General features: G+C 75.9%; 14 protein-coding genes. 8 read left to right on the plus strand and 6 right to left on the minus strand.

Annotation, left to right across the window (positions count from 1 at the left end):
- Positions 1 to 43 precede the first annotated feature (43 nt).
- Positions 44 to 1267 carry a class I SAM-dependent methyltransferase gene (locus CCE02nite_RS07550; RefSeq protein WP_141389048.1) on the minus strand — a complete coding sequence of 408 codons (1224 nt, stop codon included), beginning with the start codon at positions 1265 to 1267 and terminating at the stop codon, positions 44 to 46.
- Positions 1268 to 1451: 184 nt separating this feature from the next.
- Between CCE02nite_RS07550 and CCE02nite_RS07555 the strand changes: the two genes are divergently transcribed.
- From CCE02nite_RS07555 to CCE02nite_RS07575, 5 genes are all read left to right on the plus strand, one after another.
- Entirely contained in the window at positions 1452 to 2972 is a 1521-nt protein-coding gene (locus tag CCE02nite_RS07555; protein ID WP_141389049.1) for a 3' terminal RNA ribose 2'-O-methyltransferase Hen1, read from the plus strand.
- Positions 2969 to 5695 carry a polynucleotide kinase-phosphatase gene (locus CCE02nite_RS07560; protein ID WP_141389050.1) on the plus strand — a complete coding sequence of 909 codons (2727 nt, stop codon included), beginning with the start codon at positions 2969 to 2971 and terminating at the stop codon, positions 5693 to 5695. Before CCE02nite_RS07555 ends, CCE02nite_RS07560 begins: the two co-directional genes overlap by 4 nt.
- Before the next feature lie 69 nt (positions 5696 to 5764).
- On the plus strand, positions 5765 to 7585 hold the full coding sequence (locus CCE02nite_RS07565; protein WP_255318706.1) for an ABC transporter ATP-binding protein: 1821 nt from the start codon (positions 5765 to 5767) through the stop codon (positions 7583 to 7585).
- The gene (locus CCE02nite_RS07570) at positions 7582 to 8430 is read left to right on the plus strand and encodes an energy-coupling factor transporter transmembrane component T (RefSeq protein ID WP_141389051.1); all 849 of its coding nucleotides are present in this window, start codon (positions 7582 to 7584) and stop codon (positions 8428 to 8430) included. The genes CCE02nite_RS07565 and CCE02nite_RS07570 overlap by 4 nt, the downstream gene beginning before the upstream one ends.
- 61 nt (positions 8431 to 8491) lie before the next feature.
- The gene (locus CCE02nite_RS07575; RefSeq protein WP_141389052.1) at positions 8492 to 9115 is read left to right on the plus strand and encodes an ECF transporter S component; all 624 of its coding nucleotides are present in this window, start codon (positions 8492 to 8494) and stop codon (positions 9113 to 9115) included.
- Positions 9116 to 9125: 10 nt separating this feature from the next.
- On the opposite strand, the gene CCE02nite_RS07580 is transcribed toward CCE02nite_RS07575, so the two are convergent.
- The 3 genes from CCE02nite_RS07580 to CCE02nite_RS07590 all read right to left on the minus strand — a co-directional run bounded on the left by CCE02nite_RS07580 (position 9126) and on the right by CCE02nite_RS07590 (position 10498).
- Positions 9126 to 9407, minus strand: coding sequence for a hypothetical protein (locus CCE02nite_RS07580; RefSeq protein ID WP_141389053.1), 282 nt, complete (start codon positions 9405 to 9407; stop codon positions 9126 to 9128).
- A 174-nt stretch (positions 9408 to 9581) separates the two neighbouring features.
- Positions 9582 to 9863: a hypothetical protein gene (locus CCE02nite_RS07585; RefSeq protein ID WP_255318707.1), complete on the minus strand. Its 282-nt coding sequence runs from the start codon at positions 9861 to 9863 to the stop codon at positions 9582 to 9584.
- Complete coding sequence (locus CCE02nite_RS07590; RefSeq protein ID WP_218027056.1) at positions 9860 to 10498, minus strand: TetR/AcrR family transcriptional regulator; 639 nt, start codon at positions 10496 to 10498, stop codon at positions 9860 to 9862. The genes CCE02nite_RS07585 and CCE02nite_RS07590 overlap by 4 nt, the downstream gene beginning before the upstream one ends.
- 154 nt (positions 10499 to 10652) lie before the next feature.
- On the opposite strand from CCE02nite_RS07590, the gene CCE02nite_RS07595 reads away from it, so the two are divergent.
- Both CCE02nite_RS07595 and CCE02nite_RS07600 read left to right on the plus strand, forming a co-directional pair.
- Positions 10653 to 12542, plus strand: coding sequence for an ABC transporter ATP-binding protein (locus CCE02nite_RS07595; protein ID WP_141389146.1), 1890 nt, complete (start codon positions 10653 to 10655; stop codon positions 12540 to 12542).
- A gap of 96 nt (positions 12543 to 12638) precedes the next feature.
- Positions 12639 to 13238 (plus strand): dihydrofolate reductase family protein, encoded by a 600-nt coding sequence (locus CCE02nite_RS07600; protein ID WP_141389055.1) that lies wholly within the window; start codon positions 12639 to 12641, stop codon positions 13236 to 13238.
- A 22-nt stretch (positions 13239 to 13260) separates the two neighbouring features.
- Here the strand turns inward: CCE02nite_RS07600 and CCE02nite_RS20960 are convergent, their stop codons facing one another.
- The gene (locus CCE02nite_RS20960; RefSeq protein ID WP_170227250.1) at positions 13261 to 13461 is read right to left on the minus strand and encodes a DUF2510 domain-containing protein; all 201 of its coding nucleotides are present in this window, start codon (positions 13459 to 13461) and stop codon (positions 13261 to 13263) included.
- 205 nt (positions 13462 to 13666) lie between these two features.
- Between CCE02nite_RS20960 and CCE02nite_RS07610 the strand changes: the two genes are divergently transcribed.
- Positions 13667 to 13915: a hypothetical protein gene (locus CCE02nite_RS07610; RefSeq protein WP_141389057.1), complete on the plus strand. Its 249-nt coding sequence runs from the start codon at positions 13667 to 13669 to the stop codon at positions 13913 to 13915.
- Positions 13916 to 13918: 3 nt separating this feature from the next.
- Here CCE02nite_RS07610 and CCE02nite_RS07615 read toward each other — a convergent pair whose 3' ends face one another.
- On the minus strand, positions 13919 to 14812 hold the full coding sequence (locus CCE02nite_RS07615; RefSeq protein ID WP_141389058.1) for an LLM class flavin-dependent oxidoreductase: 894 nt from the start codon (positions 14810 to 14812) through the stop codon (positions 13919 to 13921).
- Between the last annotated feature and the right edge of the window lie 9 nt (positions 14813 to 14821).

Raw genomic sequence — 14821 nt, forward strand, 5'->3', positions numbered from 1 at the left:
CCGGACGGTACACCGGTACCCGTCGCTCGCCCGGCCCAGGAGGTCAGGGCACGAGCCGGTAGAACCGGAAGAACGAGAAGTCGTCGACGGGCAGCACCTCGACGTCCGCGAACCCGGCCTCGCGCGCGTAGCGGCGCAGCGTCGCGGGGCGCATGACGGTCCCGGTGCCGACGGACGGTGGCGACGACAGCCCGTCGGGCAGGCACACGAACAGGCTGTACCCGTACATGACGCGGTCGACGTCGTCGGCCGGCGCGGTGAACTCCTCGCCGACGGCCTCGTCCATGACCACCACGACGCCGTCGGGCCGGACCGCGCGGCGCACGGCGTCGAGCACGGCCGCGGGTCGCGGCATGTCGTGCACGCACTCGAACGCGAAGGCGGCGTCGAACGGCAGCCCGGCGGGCTCGACGAGGCCGAGCTCGGCGGCGTCGGCGAGGTGGAACGTCACGCGGTCCGCGAGCCCTGCCTCCTCGGCCGCGGCGCGGGCCGCCGCGACCGACGGGCGGTCCACGTCGACGCCGTGGAGCACGGCCTCCGGGTAGGCGCGCGCGAGGGCGAGCGTCGACCACCCGAACCCGCACCCGACGTCCACGACCCGGGCCCCCGGCCGGCTCAGCGCGTCGTGGACCGCGGGGACCCCGGCGAGCGTCGGGACGAGCTCGCGCTCGAACCACGGCCGGTTGACCTCGGCCTGGGCCTCGCGCGCGTCGTCGCCGAGCTGGTCCCACGACACCCCGCCACCGTCGCGGTTCGCGTCGAGCAGGTGCGGGAGCTGCGGTCCGATCGCCCCGACGAACCGCGTGAGCGGCGCCAGGTAGGAGAGCGACGTCGTGTCGGTGAGGACCTCCGCGTGCGCGGCAGGCAGGGCGTAGAGGCGCTCCCGGGCCGCCGCGACCGGGTCGGCGGCGAGCGCGGGGCCCGCGCCCGGGTCCTCGGCGGCGAGGATGCCGCTGGCCGCCTGCTGCTCCAGCCACTCGCGCGCGTAGCGCTCGTGGGTGCCGGTGCGCTCGGCGAGCCCGGTCGAGGTGAGCGGGCCGGCGTCGACGAGCGCGCGGTACCACCCGAGCCGGTCGCCGACGTGGACCGCGAGGACGTCGATCGCGCCGAGCGTCGCGGCGAACAGGCGGTCGGCGAACGCGTCGGCGTCCGGGGCGGAGGCCCCAGACGCGGTGGCGCCCGGTGCGGTGGCGGCCGGCGGAGCCGGGTCGCTCCCCGCGCGGTCGTCCCTCGGGCCTCGGGGCCCGTTCTCGGCTGTGGCGACCATGCGCGGCCTCCGGCTGGACGTTGGCCGGGCGCGTGCCGTGGGCAGCGGCGCCCGTGGTTCGACGGTAGACCTCCGGAGCGTCCGCGTCGATGGGTGGAGCGGCTGAAACGTGGGTCGTCCACAGGTCGCTCGTCCGTCCACAATCCCGGTGCCCCGCCCGGCGCCGGATGGCACCATGGCGGCCATGCTCGTGACCCTCGCCGCGACGGCGTCCCCGGGGACGCTCGACGACGCCACCGACCTCGGGTTCCTGCTGCACAAGCACCCGGACCGCGCGCAGGTGTTCGACCTGCCCGTGGGCCGCGCGCACGTGTTCTACCCCGAGGCGACGGTGGAGCGGTGCGAGGTCGCGCTGCTGCTCGAGGTCGACCCGGTGGGGATCGTGCGGAACAAGCGCTTCGGCGGCGGTGACGCCTTCGCGCTCGCGCAGTACGTCAACGACCGCCCGTACGCGGCGTCGTCGATGGTCGCCGTCGCGCTGGGCAAGGTGTTCGCGACGGCGATGGCGGGCCGGTGCGACGCCCGGCCGGACCTCCCCGACGTCGAGCTCCCGCTCGACGTGCACGTCCCGTCCCTGCCCTGCCGCGGTGGCGCCGACCTGGCACGCCGGCTCTTCGAGCCGCTGGGCTGGCGCGTGACCGCGAACGCGGAGCCGCTCGACCCCACCGTCCCGGCATGGGGCGCCTCGCGGTACGTGGACCTGCGCCTGCGTGGCACGCGCCGGCTCGCCGACGCGCTCGCGCAGCTCTACGTGCTGCTGCCCGTGCTCGACGACGCGAAGCACTACTGGGTCTCCACGGACGAGGTGGACAAGCTCGTGCGCGCGGGCGGCGGGTGGCTCGCCGACCACCCCGAGCGCGCGCAGATCCTGCGCCGCTACCTCGCGCACCAGCGCCGCTACGTCGAGGACGCGACGGCGCGCCTCGCCGCGCTCGACGGCGCCGCGCCCGCGCAGGAGCAGGGCGTGCCCGACGACGGGGACTCGCCCGACGGCGCGGCGTCACCCGAGGCGGACGCGGCGGGGCCGCCGCTCGCCCGGCAGCGCGCGGACGCGGTGCTCGGGGTGCTGCACGAGGTCGGCGCGCGGACCGTCGTCGACCTCGGCTGCGGGGAGGGCGCGCTCCTGCGCCGCCTCGCCGCCGACCGGACGTTCACGCGCGTCCTCGGCACCGACGTCTCGGCGCGCGAGCTCGAGCGCGCGGCCGCGCGGCTGCGCCTGCACGACGCGAGCGACGCCGAGCGCGAGCGTGTGCGCCTGCTCCAGTCGTCCCTCACCTACACCGACGACCGGGTCACGGGGTTCGACGCCGCGGTGCTCATGGAGGTCGTCGAGCACGTCGACCCGTCGCGCCTCGACGCGCTGGCGCACGCGGTGCTGGGGCACGCGCGTCCGCGCGTCGTCGTCGTCACGACGCCCAACGCGGAGTACAACGTGCACTACCCGAACCTCCTGGACGGGCCGGGCGGCAGCCGGGTGCGGCACCCCGACCACCGGTTCGAGTGGACGCGCGCGGAGCTGCGCGCGTGGGCCGGCGTCGTCGCGGACCGGTACGGGTACGCGGTCGAGCACCGCGACGTCGGGCCGCTCGCGCCGGACGTCGGGGCGCCCACCCAGATGGTGGTCCTCACGCTGGACGGGGCCGCCCCGCCCGGCGGGGCGGCCGCGGCAGGTTCCGGCACGCACGACGGAGGGGAGGCGCGATGAGCGAGCACACGACCGAGCAGGCCACCGAGCGGGCCACCGAGCGGACGGCTGACCGCGCGACGGCGACGCGCGACCTGCGCGTCCCCGCGTCGAGCCTCGTGGTGCTCGTCGGGGTCTCCGGATCCGGGAAGTCGACGTTCGCGCGCGAGCACTTCGGCCCGTACGAGACCGTCTCGTCCGACGTGTGCCGCGGCCTCGTGTCGAACGACGAGAACGAGCAGGCGGCCACCACGGCCGCGTTCGAGGTGCTGGAGACGATCGTGTCCAAGCGTCTCGAGGCGAACCTGCTCACCGTCGTCGACGCGACGAACGTGCAGCGCGAGGCCCGCAAGACGCTCGTCGCCCTCGCGCGCGCCCACGACGTGCTGCCCGTCGCGATCGTCCTCGACGTGCCGGAGAAGGTCGCCGTCGAGCGCAACGCGGCGCGCGCGGACCGCGGGTTCGGCGCGCACGTGGTGAAGCGGCAGAGGGCGGCGCTGCGGTCGTCGCTCAAGAGCCTCCAGCGCGAGGGGTTCCGCACCGTGCACGTGCTGCGCGGGGAGCAGGAGGTCGCGGCGGCACGTGTCGTGCGCACGCCGCTGCTCACCGACCGTCGCGACGAGCACGGCCCGTTCGACGCGATCGGCGACGTGCACGGCTGCCTCGACGAGCTGGTGACCCTGCTCGGCGAGCTGGGCTACGCCGTCGTGCGCGACGACGCGGGCCGGCCCGTCGACGCCGCCCACCCCGAGGGCCGGCGCGCGATCTTCCTCGGCGACCTCGTCGACCGGGGCCCCGACTCCCCGGGCGTGCTGCGGCTCGCGATGGGCATGGTCCGCGCGGGGCACGCGCTCGCGGTGCCGGGCAACCACGAGCACAAGCTGGTGCGCGCGCTCGGCGGGCGCGACGTCAAGGTCTCCCACGGTCTCGAGACGACGCTCGCCCAGCTCGCCGAGGAGCCCGAGGAGTTCCGCCGCGAGGTCGAGTCGTTCTGCCGCGACCTCGTGTCCCACCTCGTGCTCGACGACGGCCGCCTCGTCGTCGCGCACGCGGGACTCAAGGAGTCCTACCAGGGCCGGGCGTCGGGCCGGGTGCGGAGCTTCGCGCTCTACGGCGACACCACGGGCGAGACCGACGAGTTCGGGCTGCCCGTGCGCTACCCGTGGGCAGAGGACTACCGGGGCCGCGCGACGGTCCTCTACGGGCACACGCCGACGCCCGAGGCCGAGTGGGTCAACAACACGATGTGCCTCGACACGGGGTGCGTGTTCGGCGGGAAGCTCTCCGCGCTGCGCTACCCCGAGAAGGAGGTCGTGCAGGTCCCGGCCGCGCGCGAGTACTACGCGCCCGCGCGCCCGTTCCTGCCCGACGGCACGGTGGACACCGGAGCGGGCGCGCGCGAGACCGACCTGCTCTCCGTGGCCGACGTGCTCGGGCGCCGCGTCGTCGAGACCTCGACGCACGGGCGCGTGACCGTCGGCGAGGAGCAGGCGGCGGGCGCGCTGGAGGTCATGAGCCGGTTCGCCGTCGACCCGCGCCTGCTGCTGTACCTGCCGCCGACCATGAGCCCGGTCGCGACCTCGACCCTGCCCGGCCTGCTCGAGCACCCCGACGGCGCGTTCGCCGCGTACGCGCGCGACGGCGTCGACCGGGTCGTGTGCGAGGAGAAGCACATGGGCTCGCGCGCGGTCCTGCTCGTCGCGCGCGACGCGGGGCCGGACGGCTCGCGCGTCGTCGCCGAGCGGTTCGGCATCGAGGCGCCCGGCGCGGTGCACACGCGCACGGGGCGGTCGTTCCTCGACGAGCCGACGACGGCGCTGCTGCTCGGGCGCGTCGCCGCGGCCCTCCAGGCGGCCGGGACGTGGGACGCGCTCGGCGCCGACTGGGTGCTGCTCGACGCCGAGGTGCTCCCGTGGTCCCTCAAGGCCGACCAGCTCCTGCGTGACCAGTACGCGAGCGTCGGGGCAGCCGCGCGGGCCGTCATGCCGCCTGCGCTCGCGGCCCTGGCCGCCGCGGAGGCGCGCGGGGTGGACGTGGGCGAGCTCCGCCGTCGGACCGCGCGGCGCGCGACCGACGCGGAGCTGTTCGTCGAGTCCTACCGGCGCTACCGGTGGGACACGGGGGTCGCCGTGCACGGCGAGGACGTCCGGGGCGCGGTCGACCCGCTGCGCGGCGTGCAGGTCGCGCCGTTCCAGGTGCTCGCGAGCGGGACGTCCGCGCGACCGGGGTCTGCGGAGGCGACCGGGACGACGTACGCCGAGCGCGACCACCTGTGGCACCTCGACGTCGCGGACGGCCTCGTCGCCGCCGACCCGGCGCTGTTCCGCACGACACGGCGCGTCGTCGTCGACCTCGCCGACGACGCGTCGCGTGCGGAGGGGACGGCGTGGTGGGAGGAGCTCACGGCGACGGGGGGAGAAGGCATGGTGGTCAAGCCGCTGGCCAACCTCGCGCGTCGACGCGGCGCGGCCGGGAAGGGTGGCGGGCTCGCCCAGCCGGGCCTCAAGGTCCGTGGCCGGGAGTATCTGCGCATCATCTACGGCCCCGAGTACACCGAGGAGCGCAACCTCGGACGGCTGCGCGAGCGGTCGCTCGGGCGCAAGCGCTCGCTCGCGCTGCGCGAGTACGCGCTCGGCCTCGAGGCGCTCGACCGCGTCGCGCGCGGCGAGCCGACGTGGCGCGTCCACGAGCCGGTCTTCGCCGTGCTCGCGCTGGAGTCGGAACCGGTCGACCCGCGGCTCTGACTGCCCGCGTCGTCCCCCGTCGCGGGCAGGGTCTCGTCACGCGGCTTAGGTTCGCCTATCCTGAGCCGCGTGATCGCGGACGAGACGTCGAACGGCACCCCGCAGCCGCTGCTCGCGGTGCGGGGCGTGAGCGTCCGGTACCACGAGCACGACCCCGCGGGACCCGGCGCGGACCCCGCGACGCGCGTGGCCGGACACCCGACGCCGGACGACGTCACGTTCGACGTGCGGCCCGGCGAGGCGGTGCTGCTGCTCGGCCCGTCGGGCTGCGGCAAGTCGACGCTCGCGCTCGCGACGAACGGGCTCGTCCCGCACGTCGTCGGGGCGGACCTGGAGGGAGCGGTCCGCGTGCGCGGCCGGTCCACGGCCGACGCGACGCCGCCCGAGCTGTCGCGCGACGTCGCGATGGTCTTCCAGGACCCCGACGCCCAGGTGGTCACGGGCACGCTGCTCGACGAGGTGTGCTTCGGCCCCGAGAACCTGCGCCTGCCGGTCGACGACGTGCTCGCCCGCGCCGAGGACGCGCTGCGCCGGGTCGGCCTGTGGGAGCGTCGCGACGACGACCCCGCCGTGCTCTCCGGCGGCGGCCGCCAGCGGCTCGCGATCGCGTGCGCGCTCGCCCTCGGGTCCCCGCTCCTCGTGCTCGACGAGCCGACGGCGAACCTCGACCCGCAGGGCACCGAGGAGGTCTACGCGGTGCTGCGGGACGTCGTGGCACGCGGCGACCGCGCGGTGCTCCTCGTCGAGCACGACCTCGACGCCGCGGTGTCGCTCGTCGACCGGGTCGTCGTGCTCGACGGCGCCGGGAGGCTCGCCCACGACGGCCCCGTGCGTGAGGTGCTGGGTGAGCGGGCCGAGGCGCTCGCTGCGCTGGGCGTCTGGCTGCCCACCGCGACGCTCGCCGCGCTCCGGCTGCGCGCCGCGGGCGTGCACCTCGACCCCGTGCCGCTCGCCCCCGACGAGCTGGGGACCGCCCTGGCGGGCGTGACGCACCTGCCCGACGCGTCCCCGCGCCCGCGCGAGCCCGGACCGGCCGCGCCCGAGCCGGTGCTCGTCGTCGACCGCGTGACGCTACGACGTGGCGACCGCCGGGGGCGCGGCGCGACGACCGTGCTGCGCGACGTGTCGCTCGCGGTCGCGCCCGGCGAGCTCGTCGCCGTCGTCGGCGCCAACGGCGCGGGCAAGACGACGCTCGCGCAGCTCGCCGCGGGCGTGCTGCGGCCGCGCCGCGGGACGCTCGACGGCCGCGTGACCGTGACGGGCCTCGACCCGACCCGCGCCGACCCGCGCGAGCTCTCCCGGCACGTCGGGTTCGTCTTCCAGAACCCCGAGCACCAGCTCGTCACGTCGCGCGTCGACGACGAGCTCGCGCTCGGCCTGCGCGTGCGCGGCGTGCCCGACGACGAGGTCGCGGCGCGCGTCGAGGACGTGCTGCGCCGGTTCGGTCTCGCCGACCTGCGCGACCGGCACCCGTTCCTCCTGTCCGGCGGGCAGAAGCGGCGCCTGTCGGTGGGCACCGCGATCGTGTGCCGCCCCGAGGTCCTCGTGCTCGACGAGCCGACGTACGGACAGGACCGCGAGCGCGCCGCGGAGCTGTTGGACCTGCTCACCGACCTGCACCGCGACGGGACGGCGGTCGTCGTCGTGAGCCACGACATGCAGCTCGTCGCGGAGCACGCGACGCGTGTCGTGGCGCTCGCGGACGGGAGCGTCGTCGCCGACGGCCCCCCGGGCGACGTCCTGGCCGACGAGGCCGTGCTGCACCGCGCCGGCCTGCGCACGCCACCGCTCGCGCGCGCGACCCGGCACCTGACCGACCCCGCGTGGCGGCGCGTCGCGCGCCTCGCGGACCTGCCGGTCGCGCCCGTCCCCGCGGGGGTCGGGGCATGAGCGCGAGCGCGCTCGACGCCCGGACCCGCCGTGCGCGCGCGACGCCGGACGACGCGCGCGGCCGGTTCGCCGGCCCGGCATGGGACCTGCGCACCTACGACCCGCTCGTCACGGCCTTCGGCCCGCTCCCCGTGGTCGTGTGGGTGTTCACGACCCGCGACCTGCTGAACCCGGCGCTCGTCGGGCTCGCGGCGCTCCTCGTCATCCTCGTCATGGTCCGCCCGCCGCGGCGCGTCGTCGCGGTCCTGCTGCTCGGCCTGCCGGCGCTCGCCGCCGTCATGACGGTGTCGTTCGGCGTGCTCACCGACCCGCGCGACGTCGACGGCACGACGCTGCTCGCGACCGTCGGCCCGTTCCACCTGTGGTCGGGTGCGCTCGAGACCGGGCTCGCGACGAGCCTGCGCACGTGCGCGCTCCTGCTGCTCGTGCTCGTCGGTGGGCTGTCGACGACCGGGCAGGACGTCGTCCGCGCCCTGGTCCAGCAGCTCCGCGTGCCGTACCGCGTGGGATACGCGGCGCTCGCCGCGCTGCGGTTCGTCCCGCGCTTCGGCCACGAGCTCGAGGTGATCCGCGCGGCGCACCGCGTGCGCGGCGTCGACCACGGGCGCGGGCCCGTCGCGGCCGCCCGGCGCCGGCTCGGCTACGCGGTCCCGCTCCTCGCGGGCGGCATCCGGCACGGCGAGCGCGTCTCGCTCGCCATGGAGGCGCGCGGGTTCGGCGCGCACGCGACCCGCACCGAGCGCGTCCTCGTGCCGTTCCGCGTGCGCGACGTCGTCTTCCTCCTCGCGACGTGGGGCGTCGCGGCGGGCATCGCGCTCGTGGTGGTGCCCGCGCTGACCGGCTGACCGCCGCCCGACCGCCCGCCTCCCCGCACCCGCCCTGACCCTCGACGCCTCGGAGCCCACGATGCCCAGCACCACCCGCCGTCAGTCCCTCACCACGCGCTACCTCATGACGTGCGCGGCGATCGGCGCCGCGACGGGCGTGCTGCTCGTCCCCGCGAACTTCGTCGCGGCCGCGCTCGCCTCGACCGTGCCCGTGCTCTACTCCGCGATGCTCGGCCTGTGGATCGTCGGGCCCGTGCTCGCGCTCGCCCTCGTGCGCCGACCCGGCGCCGCGGTGCTCACCATGCTCGTCGCGGGCGTCATCAGCTCCGCGTCGCCGCTCGGGGCGTCGTCGATCCTCACGTGCCTCATGGTGGGCGCGGCGCTCGAGGTCGCGTTCCTCGTCACGCTCTACCGCGTGTGGGCGCCGTGGTTGTTCTACGTCGCGACGTTCGTCTTCTCCGCGCTGTACACGTGGTCGGCGTTCGTCGCCTTCGACGCGGCCTCCATGGCGCCGGTCGTGCAGGTGCTCATCGTGGCGCTCATGATGGCGAGCTCGCTCGTGGGGACGTGGGCAGGACTGCTGCTCGCCCGTCGTCTCGAGCGCGCGGGCGTCGCGCGTGGGCTCGCGCCGGCACGGCGCGTGGTCGCAGCCGACGCCGGGGTGGTGGTCGAGGGCTCGCCCGCGGCGGCCGGTCAGGGCTGAGCGGCTATCCTCAGCCGCCCAGGAACGCGTTCATCGCGAGCACCGAGAACAGCACCGCGCCGGCCACGACGGCGACCGCGACGAGCCAGCCGTTCGCCCGCTCGACGGGCGGGACGTCCGGGCGCGGCGCAGGGCGGACCGTGCGTCGTCGGGCACCGCGGCCAGGGCGCGCGGTGAAGTGCAGGCCGCGCGCGGCCGCGCGGGCCGACGGCTGCTCGGAGGACCGGTCGGGGAACTTCTCGGGGAGCTGCTCGGGGAACGCCGCGTCCCGGGCGGGGCTGGGGGTCGTCACGGTGGCCTCCGGAGGTCTCCGGCGCCGCAGGCCGACGCCGTGCCGCCAGTCTTCCCCCCGAGCCGCCTCGGGCGCGTCGGCCGTCCGGTGGATCCCGCGGTCCACCGGGGTGCGACCTCCGGATGACGAGGGGTGCCTCCTCATGGCCCGCGCGGGCGACGGCGCGCCCGGGAGTCAGCGGGGCGCGTTCTCCTGGTAGCGGGGTCGGCCGCCGCGGGCGGCGCGCTGGAGGTAGCGGACCTCGCGGAGCGCGACGGCGGCGGCGACGAGGAGCGGGAACCACGCCCAGACGCGGCCGCGGAGCACGAGCACGAGGCACGCGAGCGCGACGGCGATCCCGCCGAAGACGGTCGCGACGCTCGCCCAGCGCACGCCCGTGCGTACCTCGTCGGCCCGCTGCCACCAGCGCCGCAGGCGCTCGCCGACGCCGGGCCGCGGGCCCGGGGCGGTGCTCACGGGCGCGCCTCGCGGGCGAGCGCGACACCCTCGATGCTGCGCACGGCCATGCGCAACGCGTCGGCGCGGGACATCTCGCCGTCGCCGGCCATGGACCAGGCGTTGAACAGCATCCACCACAGGGTGCGGACGATCCACGGGACGCTGAGCTGGTCGTCGACGACGCCGCTCTCCTGCCCGCGGCGCAGCAGCTCCCGGACGGGCTCCTCGGCGTCCTCGGCCTCCGCCCAGAACTCCGCCTCGCCCTCCGACATCTCGTTGAACAGGACCATGTACCAGGGGCCGAGGTCGAAGTACTCGAAGGCGAGGCGGCGCAGGGCCGCGGCAGGGCGGCCGTCATCGAGCCGGGCCGCGACGATCGCGGCGCGCGTGCGCTCGACGGCCTCGGCACCGATCGCCTCGACGAGGTCGGCGCGCTCGGGGAAGTAGCGGTGGAGCGTCGTGCGCCCGACCTGCGCGGCCTGGGCGACGTCGCCGAGCGACGCGGACTTGTCCGTGCTGAGCACCGCGACCGCGGCGTCGAGGATCGCGCGCCGCGTGCGGGCCCGCGCGCCGCTCTCCGGCGGCGCCCCGACGCCCGGCTCGCTGGGAGGCGGCGCCGGGGTGGCGTCTCGCGCGCTGGTTCGTGCCGTCACGCGGCCCACGATAGCCCTCCTCGTGGTGGTACACCTCTTGCCTCTAGTGGAACATAGATGTTCCACTAGGGGTGAACCCCGTCTCATCCCCCCGGGATCCACGACGCGTCAACCACAGTTGACACGAGAGAGGATGTCAACCATGGTTGACGCCATGCCCACGACCGATGCCGCCGACCCGCCGACCATGACGCTCGCCTCGGACGACGCCCCGAAGGGGCGGTTCCTCCCGCGCCTGCGGGTGCTGTGGCAGTTCGTCCGACCGCACCGCCGCACGCTCCTGCTCGGCCTCGTGCTCGGCCTCGGCACCACGGCGGCCACGCTCGCGACCCCGATGGTGACCAAGTGGGTCCTCGACACCCTCGGGACCGGGGCGTCGCTCACCCCGGCGGTGCTCACGCTCGTCGGGCTGCTCGTCGTGGGCCTCGTGCTCGGGCTGTGGCAGTGGATCCTGCTCGGCACGCTCGCCGAGCGGGTGGTCCTCGACGCACGGTCCTCCATGGTCCGGCGCTACTTCCGCGCGCGGATCGGCGCGCTCACCGGCCGACCGACGGGCGAGCTCGTCACGCGCGTCACCTCCGACACCGTGCTGCTGCGCGAGGCCGCTTCGTCGAGCCTCGTCAACCTCGTCAACCTCGCGGTGTCGCTCGTCGGGACGATCGTCCTCATGGGCGTGCTCGACATCGTGCTGCTCGGCACGACGCTCGGAGCGATCGTGGTCATCGGTGTGCTCGTCGGCGCGCTCATGCCGCGCATCGCCAAGGCGCAGGAGAAAGCGCAGGAGTCGCTCGGCAGCCTCGGCGGGACGCTCGAGGGCGGGCTTCGCGCGATCCGCACCATCAAGGCCAGCCGCGCCGAGGGCCGCCAGATCGAGCGCGTGCTCGACGACGCCCAGGCCTCCGCCCGGCACAGCGTCCGGGCCGTGCGCACCGAGGCCGTCGCGTGGACCATCGCGGGCGGCGGGATCCAGCTCGCGATCATCGTCATCCTCGCGCTCGGCGCATGGCGCGTCGACGAAGGGCTGCTCGCCGTGTCGAGCCTCGTCGCGTTCCTCCTCTACGCGTTCCAGATCGTCGAGCCCGTCACCGGGCTGACCATGAACGTCACCCAGCTCCAGGCGGGCATCGCCGCCGCGGGCCGGATCAGCGAGGTCCAGGCGATCGAGCCGGAGGAGGACGACGACGCGGCCCGGCCGGCCCGGGCGGGCTCGGCGACGCTCGACCCGGCCCGCGCGGAGGCTGGCCGGTCGGCGGTGGCGGGTGCGGCGTCGGGCACCGGCGGGACCGCGGCCGGGACGCCGCGACTCTCCCTGCGCGGCGTCACGGCGCGCTACCTGCCGGGCGGCGAGCCCGTGGTCCGCGACCTCGACCTCGACGTGCCCCACCGCGGGCAGGTCGCGATCGTCGGGCCGTCCGGAGCGGGCAAGACCACGACGTTCTCGTTGCTGCTGCGGTTCCTCCAGCCCGAGTCGGGGCAGATCCTCCTCGACGGCGTGCCGTACGACGACCTCACGTTCGACGACGTCCGGCGCCGGTTCGCCTACGTCGAGCAGGAGACGCCCGTCGTCCCGGGGACGATCCGAGAGAACCTGCACCTCTCCGACCCCGGCGCGACCGACGAGGCCATGTGGGCCGCGCTCGCGAAGGTCCGGCTCGAGGCCAAGGTGCGCTCGCTCGCCGACGGGCTCGACACGTCGCTCGTCGGGACGACCGTCTCGGGCGGTGAGCGCCAGCGCGTCGCCCTCGCGCGCGCCGTCCTGCACGCGCCCGACGTGCTGCTCCTCGACGAGGCGACCGCCCAGGTCGACGGGCTCACCGAGGCCGCCGTGCACGCGGTCATCGAGGACCTCGCGCGCGACCGCGCGGTCGTGACCATCGCGCACCGGCTGTCCACCGTGATCGACGCCGACCTCATCCTCGTCATGGAGGACGGCCGCGTCCGCGCCCGCGGCACGCACGCCGAGCTCCTCGCGACCGACGAGCTCTACCGCGAGCTCGTCGCCGCCCTGCGCATCGCGACCGAGGAGGCCGCCACGTCGAGGTAGGGGTGCGATGAGTTCGGGGCCCGTGGCCGGTCGGAGGTGGCGTCAGGTGGTGGACGACGGCGGCCGCGGCTCGCGGACGCGGAGAGTGAGGTCGGCATGGGGAACGTGACGTGCGACGTGGCGGTGTCGGTGGACGGCTTCTCGTCCCGGCCCGACCAGACGCTGGAGCACCCGTTCGGCGAGGGCGTGGACCTGCACCGGTGGATGTTCGAGACGGCCGACGAGAACCGCGCGGAGCTCGACGCGATCCTCGCGGCCGGCGCGTTCGTCATGGGGCGGAACATGTTCACGCCCGGCCGCGGGGAGTGGGACCTCGACTGGCGCGGGTGGTGGGGGCCGGAGCCGCCGTACCACGGGCCGGTGTTCGTCCTCACGCACCACCCGCGCGAGCCGCTCGTCATGGAGGGCGGGACGACGTTCTTCTTCGTCACCGACGGCATCGAGTCCGCCGTCGCGCAGGCGCGCGAGGCGGCGGGCGACCGCGACGTCTCGATCGCCGGGGGAGCCGCGACCATCAACCAGACGCTCGCGGCGGGCCTCCTCGACGAGCTGCGGCTGCACGTCGTACCGCAGGCCCTCGGGCACGGGGACCGCGTGCTCGACGGCGTCCCACCCCTCGCGCTCGAGACGGTCGCCGTGCGCGCGGCGTCGCTCGTCACGCACGTCACCTACCGGGTGCTGGGGCCGCTCGGCTGACGGGGTCGTCGCGGGCGGTACCTCAGCCGAGCACGGCGAGCACGAGCGGTGCTGCGACGACGAGCACGACGACGGCCCCGACGACGAGGACCCGGCGCCAGGGCCCGGTGTCCTCCGACGCGCGGCGCGCGCGGGTGCGGTCCGTCCACTCCGCGCCGTCGTACCAGCGTTCGCTGCCCGATCCCGGCGCATCCGCGTACCACCCCGCCGCTGCCTTGCGCACGTCGCCTCCTCGCGTCGCGGTCCCGTGAGCCCTCTCTGACGGACCTGTGTCACGGGACCCCCACCTCTTACACGCAGCGGGGCCGGGGCAGGTTCCCTCGACGCCGCGAGGTCGTCCCGAGCGCGAGGTCGGGCCGCGGGCGCGGCACACTGTGCGGGTGGAGGACGACGGCCGGCAGGCGCGGCACAGCCGAGGACACGACCCGGTGGCGGCCTGGGGTCTCGTCGTCAGCCTCGTGCTGGGCGCGGTCGCCTTCGTGCTCTCGCTGGCCGGCTACCTGGTCGACCTGCCGGCGTGGCTCGTCGGCGTCTGCCTGGGCGCAGCGGTGCTGGGCGGCGTCGCCGCCGCCGTCCTCGCGGCCCGGCAGGCGCGGCTCGAGCACCGGTCCGCGGCGCGCATCGTCTGGGAGACGGCGACCGCACCTGTCCGCTTCGTGTTCGACGTCCTCTTCTAGGCCCTACAGCCCATCGACCTGCGCGGCGCCGCCGGTGGTGATCTGCTCGAAGACGCGCTGGTCGGCCGCGAACTGCGTTCCCGGGATGGGCCAGTGGACGACGATCTCCGTGATCCCGGCCTCCGCGTACCCGTGCGCGGTCTCGACGAACGCGTCCACCGACTCCAGCGTGGGGTCGGGCGTGAAGCCGGTGAGCAGGATCCGCTCGACCGACGCGGGGTCCCGCCCGGCGTCGGCGCACGCGGCCTCGAGCCGCTCGACCTGGTCGCGGACCGCCGCCCGCGACTGCGCCGGGGTCGCGTCGTCGCCCAGGCGGCCGTCGCCCGTCGTCACCCATGCCTGGCCGTAGCGCGCGGCGAGCCGCAGCCCGCGCGGGCCGGTCGCGGCGATCGCGAACGGCACGCGCGGTGACTGGACCGGGCCCGGGATGGTCCGCGCCTCGTGCGCGCGGTAGTGGCCCTCGTCGTGCGTCACCGCGGGCTCGGTGAGCAGGCGGTCCAGCAGGACCGTGAAGTCGCGCAGCCGGTCCGCCCGCTCCCGTGCGGACCACGGCTCGCCGCCGAGGACCGTCGCGTCGAAGCCCGTCGTGCCCGCGCCGAGGCCGACGGTGACCCGCCCGCCCGAGAGGTCGTCGAGCGTCATGACGTCCTTCGCGAACGTCACCGGCTCGCGGAAGTTGGGCGACGACACGAGGGTGCCCAGCCGCACCCGCTCCGTGACTCCCGCCGCGGCGGCGAGCGTCGGGACCGCGCCGAACCACGGCCCGTCGCGGAACGTGCGCCACGACAGGTGGTCGTACGTGTAGGCGGCATGGAACCCGAGGTCGTCGGCGGCCCGCCACACGTCCCGGCCCTCACGCCACGGGTAGATCGGCAGGATCACGGTGCTCACGCGCATGGTCGTCAG

This window comes from Cellulosimicrobium cellulans, from assembly GCF_006539945.1.
In the GTDB taxonomy this organism is placed as follows: domain Bacteria; phylum Actinomycetota; class Actinomycetes; order Actinomycetales; family Cellulomonadaceae; genus Cellulosimicrobium; species Cellulosimicrobium cellulans.

Coding starts and splice junctions, on each gene's coding strand:
- CCE02nite_RS07575 (WP_141389052.1), top strand. CDS start 8,492: ATGCCCAGCACCACCCGCCGTCAGTCCCTCACCACGCGCTACCTCATG.
- CCE02nite_RS07570 (WP_141389051.1), top strand. CDS start 7,582: ATGAGCGCGAGCGCGCTCGACGCCCGGACCCGCCGTGCGCGCGCGACG.
- CCE02nite_RS07615 (WP_141389058.1), bottom strand. CDS start 14,812: ATGCGCGTGAGCACCGTGATCCTGCCGATCTACCCGTGGCGTGAGGGC.
- CCE02nite_RS07595 (WP_141389146.1), top strand. CDS start 10,653: ATGCCCACGACCGATGCCGCCGACCCGCCGACCATGACGCTCGCCTCG.
- CCE02nite_RS07550 (WP_141389048.1), bottom strand. CDS start 1,267: ATGGTCGCCACAGCCGAGAACGGGCCCCGAGGCCCGAGGGACGACCGC.
- CCE02nite_RS07555 (WP_141389049.1), top strand. CDS start 1,452: ATGCTCGTGACCCTCGCCGCGACGGCGTCCCCGGGGACGCTCGACGAC.
- CCE02nite_RS07560 (WP_141389050.1), top strand. CDS start 2,969: ATGAGCGAGCACACGACCGAGCAGGCCACCGAGCGGGCCACCGAGCGG.
- CCE02nite_RS07600 (WP_141389055.1), top strand. CDS start 12,639: ATGGGGAACGTGACGTGCGACGTGGCGGTGTCGGTGGACGGCTTCTCG.